Genomic DNA, 11363 nt, shown 5'->3' with positions numbered 1-11363 from the left:
GTTTAAGTGTGTTCTAGGGGGTATCAAATTCCGCCGATACAGCGATGAAATGCGGCTTTCACGAGCACTGTAGTGAAAACACCCTTTTGGAATTGATTGTTCCGAAAACAATGGCTCAAAAGTTTTTGCAACTCACATCGGATTTGATCTAGCGAAAAGATAATCAGGCGTGTTCCAGGTGAAAAACAACTCAAAAACAGACTGAGCGTTATATGACGCTTACTCTCCGAGATAGGTCACAATTCCTCCTTGGCGCATGCTGACCGGGTTGCCGTAGACGCATTCCGAGCGGTGAAGATCGAAAGATTTTTCTCCGCCTGCGTCCAGAAGCGGCTGGAATTCGTTGGGAGGAACGGATGAAGAAGCAACTCCTGGCCGCGGTATCGGCGGCTGCATTTCTAACGACAGGTGCCGCCTATGCGGCGGATCCACTGAAAGTCGGCGTTCTGGCCACCTTGGAAGGAACCTATACGGTTCTTGGAGAAGATGGCGTGCGCGGTCTGAGAACAGCGCTGGCCGTCCGCGGCGAGCAGGCAGGTGGTAGAGATCTCGAACTCATCATCCAGTCGACCGATGCGTCACCGGATAGTGCCGTACGCGGAGCCCGCAAGCTGGTCGAGCAGGACAAGGTGGACATTGTTATCGGTCCACTTTCAGGATCTGAGGGGATCGCGATCCGCGACTACTCGAAAACGCAACCGCAGGTGACTTTCCTGAACGGAATTTCCGGCGCACAGGAAACAACCTATGTGACCCCGTCGGACAATTTCTTCCGTTTCAATACTGACGGCGCGCAATGGTCGGCCGGCCTCGGCGACTATGTGTTCAACGACAAGGGATGGAAAACGGTCGCCACGATCGGTGAGGACTATTCCTTCATCTACACACAGGTCTTCGGATTTGCGCTCGAGTATTGTCAGGCCGGTGGCGAAATCACAGATCGCTTCTGGGTGCCGCTTGGAACCAAGGATTTCGGTTCGATCATTGCCTCGCTTCCCGACGATGTGGATGCAATTTATCTTGGCTTGGGTGGGGGCGATGCCGTCAACTTCCTGAACCAGTATCAACAGGCCGGCGGCGATGCCAATCTGATCGGTGGATCCATCATGGTGGACGGCACAGTGCTGAACTCCAAGGGAGACGCCAAGAAGGCTCTGATCGGAACGCCGTCTTCCGGACCTCAGGCTGACACCTGGGACGACGAAGGCTGGCAGGCCTATGTGAAAGCCTATCAGGACGCGTTCCCGCCCGACAAACGTTTCCCGAGCCCGTCTCTGCTGGCGACCGGCTATTACAATGCGACCACGGCGGCCATGACCTGTCTCGATGAGGTAGGTGGCGATCTGTCCGACGGGCAAGCTGCGTTCCGTACCTGCCTGAGTAATCTTGAACTGGATGCTCCGAACGGCAAGATCAAGCTTGATGAAAACCGTCAGGCCATCGGCGCTAACTTCGTATCGGAAGTGACCGAACTCGACGATGGGTCGCTGGTCACGAAGTTGGTGAAAATAAAGGACAATGTCCCTCAGACGCTCGGCATCGATCCCGGGGTCTTTGCAAAGATCGGCCTCCCGAGCCGCGACGTGCCTGAGTGTAAGACTTCTTACTGACGGCGACTGCACCGGGCAGGAGTTTCTGCCCGGTGCCTATATCTTTTCGCGCTCCAGTGCAGCGTATCCTCGAGATCAGGCCATGACGCTCATCACATACGTCACGCGAGTTCATTTCGCCGACGGCGTTTTGGAAGAAGCGCTTTGGTCTGAAATTGAAGTCAATCGCAAAAAGCGTCCCCTGATCATCACGGACGAACATCATCTGAACAGCGAACTTTTTGAACGTTTGTTGGCCGGTTTGCCGGTGCGCACTTCCCTTGAGGTGTTTAGCGATATACCCGACATTCCGAACGAAACAGCCGCCAAGGAAATTGCGACGGCGTTTCGCCAGACGGAGCGCGACCTATTGATCGCCTTCGGCCGCAACACGGCGATTGACCTGGCCAAGATTGCAAGAATTTCGATCGCCCATACCGAGCCGCTGGAGACCTTTTCCTATGCCAGTGGCGGATCGAGGCGCATCGGTACAAATCTGCCTGATTTATATGCCGTGCCGAGCATTCAAGGGTTTGGTGCAGCTGTAAGTGCTCATGCGCCGGTTATTCTGACAAGCGGCGAACGCACCCGCCTCATGTGCAAGAAGCTGGTGCCGACCATGACGATTTGCGATCCGACGCTGACCTTGGGTGCTGGTCGGATTGAGAGCGCCAGCGCCGGGGCTGATGCCATGGGCCGGTGCATAGAGGCTTATCTCTCTCCCGGGTTCAATCCGCCCGCCGACGGCATAGCCCTCGACGGCCTGGGCCGCGTTGTCAGCAACCTTCACAAGGTACTGGACGAGGACTCGGTTCAGGCCCGCAGAGAGTTGATGGCCGCCAGCCTGAATGGTGCGCTGGCTTTGCAAAAGGGCCTGGGTACGATCCATGCAATTGGATGCGCCCTGGAAACGGTGGCCGGCAGGCGGCTGGATCCAGGTGCCCTCAGCAGGTTGCTGCTGCCGGCGGTTCTGCAGTTCAATGCAGATGCCGCCCAGGAAAAATACATAACGTTGAAGCAGGTTCTCAAATCGGGAGAAGACAGGTCGCCGGCGCGCTGCGTCGCGGACTTTCTCTATACGCTGCCTCTGCCGGAGAGTCTTGCCGAGATGGGCATCAACGAGCAAGAAATCAAAATAGCAGCCGAACTTGCCGCATCGGACCTGGCAGCGGTGCAAAGCCCGAGAGCCCTCAGCAGTCCGAGCTTGTTTTCGATCATGAAGTCGGCTCTTTCGAACGAAATTCAGGTGAATTGATGAAGCCTCTCTTGATCGACGGAGCATGGGTCACGACGGCACATGCCGAGGAAAATCGCAATCCGTCAAACACGAGCGAAGTGATCGATCTTTACGCTCACGCTGGTAGAGCCGAGACGCAGGCGGCAATTGAGGCGGCTGCCCGGGCTTTTCCGGACTGGGCGTCGAGCATCCCACAATTCAGGTTCGAAATCCTGAACCGGGTGGCAAACGAACTGATCGGACGGAAAACAGAAATCGGGACGCTTCTGTCGCGTGAGGAAGGCAAGACGCTGCGCGAAGGAATTGCGGAAACTGAACGGGCAGCCAATATCTTCCGCTTCTTTGCAGGTGAATGCCTTCGACAAGCCGGCGAGCTTCTCCCGTCCGTCCGCCCCGATGTTTCAGTTGAGGTAACGCGCGAGCCGCTCGGCGTTGTCGGGATTATCACACCCTGGAACTTCCCGATTGCAATTCCATCCTGGAAGATCGCCCCGGCTCTTTGCTATGGCAACACTGTTGTTTTCAAGCCGGCTGAACTTGTCCCGGGATGTGCATGGGTGCTGGCTGACATCCTTCAAAGTGCTGGAATCCCAAAGGGTGTTTTCAACCTGGTTACTGGGAAGGGATCGGTTGTTGGAAATACGATCCTAGAAGCCGAAGATGTTGAAGCTGTTACCTTCACAGGTTCTCAAGGCGTGGGCTCTCACATCGCGCAGGCCTGTAGCAGGCATATGCGCAAACTGCAGTTGGAAATGGGTGGGAAGAACCCCCTCGTCGTGCTTGACGATGCCGATTTGGATCTCGCGGTCGACTGTGCTGTCGATGGGGCCTTTTATTCAACGGGTCAAAGATGCACGGCCTCTTCCCGGCTCATCGTTACGGAGGGTATCTATGGGAGGTTTATTGAAAAGCTGACCGAACGATGCCGGACACTAAAAGTTGGCGATGCATTGGACGCTGGAACCGATATCGGGCCGGTGGCTAGCGCTGCGCAACTGGAAACGGACCTCAAATATATCGAAATTGCGCGCGCTCAAGGAGGCAACCTGCGCTGTGGCGGCGATCTCGTCAAAGGTTCGAATGAGGGTTATTTTCTGCAGCCCGCGCTTTTTACCGATACCACCAATGACATGCGCATCAATCGTGAAGAGGTGTTCGGGCCGGTTGCATCCGTCATCCGCGTTCGCGACTTTGAAGAAGCATTGGCAAAATCCAACGATACAGAATTCGGACTTTGCTCGGGCATAATGACAACGAGCCTCAAATACGCATCCCATTTCAGGAAGGACTCCCAAGCCGGAATGGTGATGGTCAATTTGCCGACGGCGGGCGTGGATTACCATGTCCCCTTTGGCGGGAGGAAGTCATCAAGCTATGGCCCAAGAGAACAAGGACGTTACGCGGCTGAGTTTTTCAGTACAGTAAAAACAAGTTACATACGGGCGTGATCGCTGCATTGCAGCATCAATTATTGTCTTCTTCCGTAACTCTAAGTCTCTTTGTGAGTCATTTCGTATTGCCAATATCGATTTTTACGGAGGATACTTAAAAGAAAACGTTTACATCGATAAACGTGCAAGTCATCGGGAGGAATGATGATGAGCGAGGCGATCTCCGTTCACCACGGTGAGTTCGGTCGTGCGGCGCTTTACAAGCTGGACAAGCCGATCGTGACTCACGCACATCGAGAAGGTCATTTGATCTTCTATTTGAGCGGTGCCGAAGCAAAGGTCAGCGTATCTGGAAAGTGGGTGCCAGCGGATAAACACGTCGGAGTGGCAGTCAGTCCCTGGGAACAGCACAGTTTCCATCTGAAAAATGCATCAACTGCAGAAGCATGTCTGTGTCTCGTGCTCTACATCAAGCCAATCTGGTTTTTGGAAAACAGCCAATCCGCGGAGTTCGCACTGAATTTCGGCAGGTCTCATGTCGCCATGACGCCGGATGTTGTGAATTGGGTGAAGCGGCTGACGTCGCTGCTGCTGGATGGTGGCAACGATCACCTGTTCGATGGATATCTTTACCGCACGACACTGCAGTGTTTCGAGCAATCCTGGCGCAATGCCGATCGCAATTCGGTTCTGGAAGACAGCAAACGCCGTTTTACGGATTATCGCGTCCGTCGCTCACTGCGTCTTATGCAGGAAAACTACACTGAAGAAGTGGAAGTGGAATGGCTGGCCCGGGAAGTTGGCTTGTCGCGTCCGCATTTCTTCAAGCTTTTCAAGAAGCAGATGGGCATCACGCCCAATCTTTACTTGAACACGCTAAGGGCGGAACAGGCGATTTCGGATCTGATGACGACCGACAAATCGGTCACGGAAATCAGCTACGACCTGGGCTTTTCCTCCCAGGCAAGCTTCACGCGCTTCTTTTCTTCCAATGTTGGCATCCCGCCAAGCGACTATCGCAGGGTCGCACATGTCGAATAGCGCCTGAACGCCAATCTGCATCGGCAAAAATAATGCCGATGTTGGGCCATCCGAGAAGACTATCGGGTACGCCGATTTCCGAAACTAAGCCGTAGCCTTTCTTCAAGAGCGGAAGACTTTGTCGTCAACAGCGCTTTGGGAGGGTGTCGCATTATGCGGCAATTTGAAGACAGCACCGGGGCAGGGCTCATTTGTGAGTTTCGCACATGAGGGCCTTGGCATCACGGCATCCTGGTTGGACGATTGTCATCCTGCTGGCGGTCGCAGCCCTGATCTGGCTGATTTTTGCAATCTGGCCAAAGGGACTGGTCGATGTGATCGGCCGCAAGAAAGTGTTTCTCAACGCCTTGTTCAACGGCATCACGCTTGGTGGTCTGTATTTTCTCGTCGCCAGCGGGTTCACGCTAATCTTCGGTCTCATGCGCAACGTCAATCTTGCGCATGGATCCCTTTATCTCCTTGGTGGATACATCGGCTACTTCGTCGCGTCCTCGACAGGGTATTGGCTGTTAGCCTTTCCAGTCGCGTTTGTGCTCGTGGCGGCTGTCGGTGTTCTCATGCAAATTTTCATCTTCCGCCGTATGGAGGGACAAGACCTCAGACAGACACTCGTTACCATCGGAATTTCGATCGTCATGGCGGATCTGATGCTTTGGGGCGTCGGTGGCGATTTTTACAACATTACGCCGCCTAGCTGGTTGAGCGGTCCGATGGAAACGCTTCTGGTAACCGGTGTGAAGCGCTCTTCAGGCGATCTCATCTACCTGAAATACCCGGTGGTGCGCGTAGTCATTTTTCTGGCATCTGTCGTCATCGGAATTGCCATGTGGCTGATCCTGAACCGGACGCAGATCGGTATGATGATCCGTGCGGGCGTCGATGACCGGGACATGCTGTCGGCAACAGGTGCACGCATTCAACTGGTTTTTGTCGGCGTCTTCGCCTTTGGCGCAGGCCTTGCGGGTATTGCAGGCGTGGTCGGTGGCACATTCCAATCCGTGGCACCGGGCGAAGACATTCGCTTTCTGCTGGCCTCGCTTGTGGTGGTGATCGTTGGCGGAATGGGGTCGATCACAGGCGCTGCGCTTGGGGCACTGCTGATCGGTCTCGCCGAGCAGTTCGGCTCAGTTTATTTTCCAACTTATGCAGTTGTCCTGACCTTCCTGATCATGGTGCTTGTGCTTGCATTCCGCCCGCAGGGCCTCATGGGGAGGTCTTGATCGATGGCGCTTGCGGAAACCAATTCAACACGCAGGACACACAATGCACAGGAGAGGGTCTGGTTCGAGCGGATCCCGGCAAGCTATTGGGTCGTCGGTATCGTCCTCTTGATCATGCCCGCATTTGCAAGCGACTTCGCGCTTTATCAAGTCTTCGGCTGGACCTTCATCCTCGGCATGATTTCGCTCAGCCTGATGTTCCTTGGCGGCTATGGCGGCATGGTTAGCCTGGTTCAGATGTCCATCGCAGGCCTTGCCGGCTATATGGTCGCCATATTTGGCGACAGCGCCATCACCGATATCAGCATGGGTTGGCCCTGGTACGTCGCCATCCCTCTGGCTTTGATCGTTGCCATGTTTTTCGGCACGATTGTCGGCTCGCTCGCCGTGCGGACCGAAGGCATATACACCATCATGATCACGCTCGCGGTGGCTGCTGCGTTCTTCTATTTCACGCGTCAGAATTATGTCGTGTTTAACGGGTTTTCCGGGTTCAACGGCGTTTTGCCACCCGATCTCTTCGGTGTCGACTGGCGGCAAAGCAAGCCATTCTACTACTTGACCCTTTTCTGGGCGACCGTTGCCTATTTTTCCGTGCTTTACATCTCCCGGGCTCCCTTCGGGCTCGCACTACAAGGTGTACGGGACAATCCGCGCCGGATGGCGGCGTTGGGGTACAGCGTCAACGCGCACAGGATTGCGGCCTATGCATTTGCCGCGCTGATAGCGGGGACGGGAGGCATTTTGCTGACCTGGCAATCCGCGCAGATTTCGCCGGGGACGGCGGGAATCGGACCGGCAATCGATATTCTCGTGATTGCCGTTATCGGCGGTATGAGCCGGCCGATCGGTCCCTTTATCGGAGCGTTCATCTATGTCCTTCTGAAGACCTTTGCCATTGATGTTCTATTGTCAGTCGGATTGAGCGGAGAACGCTTTCAGCTGCTCATCGGTCTCGGTTTCCTGGCAATCGTCTTCTTTTCGCCGGACGGTCTGCTCGGACTTTGGGATCGTTGGCAGGAATACCGCAAGCGCGACCCACTCCTCGATCGGCGGGAGGACATGCGTTGACCCTGCTTGATCGTGCCAGCTCTTCAGTTTCCGACCGCTTGAGTGCAACCGGCACAGCCAATGCGCTGGAGCTTCGCAACGTCAGCAAGATGTTTGGTGCATTGGCAGCGCTTTCCGAGATCGACATGACGGTCAAGCCCGGTGAGAGGCGCGCAGTGCTGGGATCCAACGGCGCTGGCAAGACAACGCTGTTCAACTGCATTACCGGTGACTTCGCCCCGACAACAGGTTCCATCCGCTTTTTTGGCGAGGAAGTCGCAGCGTTTCCGGCTCAGGAACGGATCCGGCGGGGTTTGCGCAGAACCTATCAGATATCTCTGCTGTTCACCGGCTTGAGTGTTTTGGACAATGTCTATCTGGCCTGTTGCGGCGTGTCGCGCGGGCGGTTCTCGTTTGTGCGCCCCGGACGGGACGACGCCTTGATGGCAAGCGCGGAAAACCTTGTTCAGGTGGTTCATCTGGATGAGTTACGCGACACCAAGGTGGCCGATCTTTCCTATGGGCAACAGCGGCAGCTGGAAATAGCCATGGCACTTTCCGGCGCACCGCGTTTCATCCTGTTTGACGAGCCTGCCGCAGGATTGTCACCCACCGAAAGGCGCGAACTGATCGAGATACTCACCGGTCTTCCCAGCCATATGGGTTTCATCATCATCGAACACGACATGGATGTCGCCCTGCGTGTCGCCGAATCCGTGACGATGATGCACAACGGAAGGATCTTCAAAGAAGGCAAACCGGCTGAAATCGAAGACGATGAAGAGGTGCAGGCTCTCTATCTCGGTGGCGAAGAGGGGCTTGGACATGGTTGACCGCTCCGCACCTGCGCTCGAGATCAGAGACCTGAATGTCTACTACGGTCACTCGCATGCCTTGCAGGGTGTCGATCTGACACTTGGCAATGGCGTTTTGTCCGTCGTTGGGCGCAACGGCATGGGCAAGACGACAACCTGCAAGGCGATCATGGGGCTTGTGCCGGTAGCTTCCGGCACAATCAGTCTGGCGGGCCGCAACCTTGCCGGTCTGGGCCCGGCGGAAGTCGCCCGGTTGGGTGTTGGATATGTTCCGCAAGGTCGCCGGTTGTGGCGTTCCCTGACGGTAGACGAACACCTGAAACTGGTGGCGCGCAAAGGAGGTGACTGGACCCCAGAACGCGTCTATTCGGTCTTTCCGAGGTTGGCCGAACGCCGCTCGAACGGAGGTGCGCAGCTTTCCGGCGGTGAGCAACAGATGCTGGCAATCGGACGGGCGCTGCTTCTCAACCCGAAGCTGCTTGTAATGGACGAGCCGACAGAAGGCCTGGCCCCGGTCATCGTCAATCAGGTTGCCGAGATGCTTGTGCGTCTCGGCCAGGAAGGTGACATCGACGTTCTAGTGATTGAACAGAATATCGGCGTTGCCTGTGCGGTTGCCGATCAGGTGGCCATCATGGTCAACGGCAAGATCAACAGGATCATGCCATCAGCTCAACTGGCGGCAGATCGGGACCTTCAACAGGCACTCCTGGGTGTTGGTCGCCATGCGCACGACGAGACCCCGGCACCTGCAAGGGTCTCGGAAACACCGGTGGGAACACCTGCCGCCCCTTCCGTTGCCAGGATTTATGTCTCCAACCCGAAGATCCCCACACGCTGGTCAAAGCCGGTTCCGATCAGAGTGATTGAAAGTTCTGCACGGACAAGCACCGCCGCGGCGGTTCCCTCTGCAACCGTGACACCATTCTCCGCTCAGCGGGCGAAGGCCGGGGCGACTGTCTATGTGGCAGGAACGCTGGACACCAAGGGTGCGGAGCTTCGCTACCTGCGCGATATTTTAAAGGCGGAAGACCTGTCCGTTCAGATGATCGATCTTTCGACGAGTGGCAGGCCATCAGGTGCCGAGGTTCCCCCTCATGCGGTCGCAGCATTTCACCCGCGTGGTGCGAGTGGGGTTTTCACTGGCGACCGCGGTTCTGCTGTCGCTGCCATGACACTTGCATTCGAACGTTGGATGGAGGCCCAGTCGAGCGTTGCGGGGATCATCTCCGCGGGTGGATCCGGAGGAACGGCCTTGGTCACTCCGGCGATGCGCACGCTGCCGGTGGGCGTCCCAAAGATCATGATTTCAACGGTCGCCAGCGGAAATGTCGAGCAATATGTCGGCCCGTCAGACATCATGATGGTGCATTCGGTTGCCGATGTTCAGGGGCTGAATTCAATCACTCGCGAAGTGCTTGGCAATGGTGCCGGTGCGCTCGCAGGAGCCGTCAAGGCGAGCGCGAAACGCAAGCCTGTTGTGGATGCCAAGCCCGCCGTTGGCCTGACGATGTTCGGCGTCACGACACCTTGTGTGCAACAGGTCACCGCTGCCTTGGAAAATGACTTCGACTGTCTGGTCTTCCATGCCACGGGCGTCGGTGGCCGCTCCATGGAAAAACTCATGGACAGCGGCATGCTGGCCGCCATTGTCGACCTCACGACAACGGAAGTCTGCGACATGGTCGCCGGTGGTGTCTTTGCCGCCAGCGAAGACCGTTTCGGGGCTTCGATCCGCGCAGGCCTGCCATACATCGGTTCCTGCGGTGCGCTGGACATGGTGAATTTCAATGCACCTGACACAGTTCCGGAAAGATATCGCGGACGCACATTCTATGAGCACAATCCGCAAATCACCTTGATGCGGACAACGGTTGAGGAAAACGTCGAAATGGGACGCTGGATTGGCCAGCGTCTCAATGAGATGACGGCACCAGTCCGGTTTTTCATGCCCGAAGGCGGCGTTTCCCTGCTCGATGCTCCAGGCATGGCCTTCCATGACCCTGCCGCCGACGAAGCACTATTCAGATCCCTTGAAGACACTGTGCGGCAGACGAGCGAGCGCAGGTTGATCAGGGTACCTCACAACATCAACGCCCCCGAATTCGCCGATCTGATCGTCACGACGTTCCGGGGCTTTTATTCCAGCCGGCGCAGCCGAGCAGCAGGAGACTGAACATGTTTGATCGCAGGAAACTTGTTTCCAGGTATCGCGACATGATCGCCAGGGGCGAGCCGATCATCGGTGGTGGCGCAGGCACCGGATTGTCAGCCAAGGGCGAGGAAGCAGGCGGAATTGACCTGATCGTTATCTACAATTCCGGCCGATACAGGATGGCGGGCCGCGGCAGTCTCGCCGGGCTGATGCCTTATGGCGACGCCAATTCGGTGGTGATGGAAATGGCGGGTGAAGTCTTGCCGGTTGTGCGCAACACACCGGTTCTTGCCGGCGTCTGCGCTTCGGACCCATTCAGGCTCATGGACAAGTTCCTGGACGAGGTTAAAGCGGCCGGATTTTCCGGGGTTCAGAACTTTCCGACTGTTGGCCTGATTGACGGCAACTTCCGTGCAAACCTGGAAGAAACCGGCATGTCCTATCAGCTTGAGGTGGACATGATCCGGATGGCTCACGAAAAGGATCTTCTGACCACGCCATATGTCTTTTCAACCGAGGACGCGGCCGCGATGGCTGCTGCGGGAGCCGATATCATCGTCTGTCACCTGGGGCTGACGACTGGCGGCAGTATTGGTGCTGAAACATCCCTCAAACTGGCCGATTGCCCGCAGATCGTCGATGAATGGTCCGAGGCGGCTCTTGAGGTCAATCCGGAAGCCATTGTTCTGGTCCATGGCGGCCCTGTTGCCATGCCGGACGACGCGGAATTCGTTTTGAAGAATACGCGCAACTGTCACGGGTTCTACGGCGCGTCTTCAATGGAACGCCTGCCGACCGAAATCGCTCTTGTCGAACAAACCAAAAAATTCAAGGAAATCCGCGGCTCTTGAGCCGGGGAGGGAGG

General features: G+C 56.3%; 9 protein-coding genes. All 9 read left to right on the top strand.

What is annotated here, in order from left to right; genetic code table 11:
* Positions 1 to 356 precede the first annotated feature (356 nt).
* Positions 357 to 1610, top strand: a complete 1254-nt coding sequence (locus ACZ1HV_RS07835) for an ABC transporter substrate-binding protein (RefSeq protein WP_298959363.1) — start codon at positions 357 to 359, stop codon at positions 1608 to 1610.
* A gap of 82 nt (positions 1611 to 1692) precedes the next feature.
* On the top strand, positions 1693 to 2844 hold the full coding sequence (locus ACZ1HV_RS07830; protein ID WP_298983713.1) for an iron-containing alcohol dehydrogenase: 1152 nt from the start codon (positions 1693 to 1695) through the stop codon (positions 2842 to 2844).
* Positions 2844 to 4274, top strand: a complete 1431-nt coding sequence (locus tag ACZ1HV_RS07825; RefSeq protein ID WP_472717771.1) for an aldehyde dehydrogenase family protein — start codon at positions 2844 to 2846, stop codon at positions 4272 to 4274. The genes ACZ1HV_RS07830 and ACZ1HV_RS07825 overlap by 1 nt, the downstream gene beginning before the upstream one ends.
* A gap of 150 nt (positions 4275 to 4424) precedes the next feature.
* A complete protein-coding gene (locus ACZ1HV_RS07820; RefSeq protein ID WP_298813318.1) occupies positions 4425 to 5258 on the top strand; it encodes a helix-turn-helix transcriptional regulator in 834 nt (277 codons plus the stop codon).
* Between the two features lie 206 nt (positions 5259 to 5464).
* A complete protein-coding gene (locus ACZ1HV_RS07815) occupies positions 5465 to 6478 on the top strand; it encodes a branched-chain amino acid ABC transporter permease (protein WP_298813317.1) in 1014 nt (337 codons plus the stop codon).
* Between the two features lie 3 nt (positions 6479 to 6481).
* Positions 6482 to 7549, top strand: coding sequence for a branched-chain amino acid ABC transporter permease (locus tag ACZ1HV_RS07810; protein WP_298813316.1), 1068 nt, complete (start codon positions 6482 to 6484; stop codon positions 7547 to 7549).
* Positions 7546 to 8361, top strand: coding sequence for an ABC transporter ATP-binding protein (locus ACZ1HV_RS07805; RefSeq protein WP_472717770.1), 816 nt, complete (start codon positions 7546 to 7548; stop codon positions 8359 to 8361). Before ACZ1HV_RS07810 ends, ACZ1HV_RS07805 begins: the two co-directional genes overlap by 4 nt.
* Positions 8348 to 10519 carry a Tm-1-like ATP-binding domain-containing protein gene (locus ACZ1HV_RS07800; RefSeq protein WP_472717769.1) on the top strand — a complete coding sequence of 724 codons (2172 nt, stop codon included), beginning with the start codon at positions 8348 to 8350 and terminating at the stop codon, positions 10517 to 10519. The genes ACZ1HV_RS07805 and ACZ1HV_RS07800 overlap by 14 nt, the downstream gene beginning before the upstream one ends.
* A 2-nt stretch (positions 10520 to 10521) precedes the next feature.
* A complete protein-coding gene (locus ACZ1HV_RS07795; RefSeq protein WP_472717768.1) occupies positions 10522 to 11349 on the top strand; it encodes a phosphoenolpyruvate hydrolase family protein in 828 nt (275 codons plus the stop codon).
* The last annotated feature ends 14 nt before the right edge of the window (positions 11350 to 11363 follow it).

The sequence above is a fragment of the Roseibium sp. JB4-4 genome, from assembly GCF_055693425.1.
Note: the sequence above shows the minus strand (reverse complement) of the source record. Positions and strands in the feature narration are given on the sequence as shown.

What these genes read in the sequence shown, in the direction of transcription:
- ACZ1HV_RS07835 (WP_298959363.1), top strand. Translation starts at nt 357, where the DNA reads ATGAAGAAGCAACTCCTGGCCGCGGTATCGGCGGCTGCATTTCTAACG.
- ACZ1HV_RS07830 (WP_298983713.1), top strand. Translation starts at nt 1,693, where the DNA reads ATGACGCTCATCACATACGTCACGCGAGTTCATTTCGCCGACGGCGTT.
- ACZ1HV_RS07825 (WP_472717771.1), top strand. Translation starts at nt 2,844, where the DNA reads ATGAAGCCTCTCTTGATCGACGGAGCATGGGTCACGACGGCACATGCC.
- ACZ1HV_RS07820 (WP_298813318.1), top strand. Translation starts at nt 4,425, where the DNA reads ATGAGCGAGGCGATCTCCGTTCACCACGGTGAGTTCGGTCGTGCGGCG.
- ACZ1HV_RS07815 (WP_298813317.1), top strand. Translation starts at nt 5,465, where the DNA reads ATGAGGGCCTTGGCATCACGGCATCCTGGTTGGACGATTGTCATCCTG.
- ACZ1HV_RS07810 (WP_298813316.1), top strand. Translation starts at nt 6,482, where the DNA reads ATGGCGCTTGCGGAAACCAATTCAACACGCAGGACACACAATGCACAG.
- ACZ1HV_RS07795 (WP_472717768.1), top strand. Translation starts at nt 10,522, where the DNA reads ATGTTTGATCGCAGGAAACTTGTTTCCAGGTATCGCGACATGATCGCC.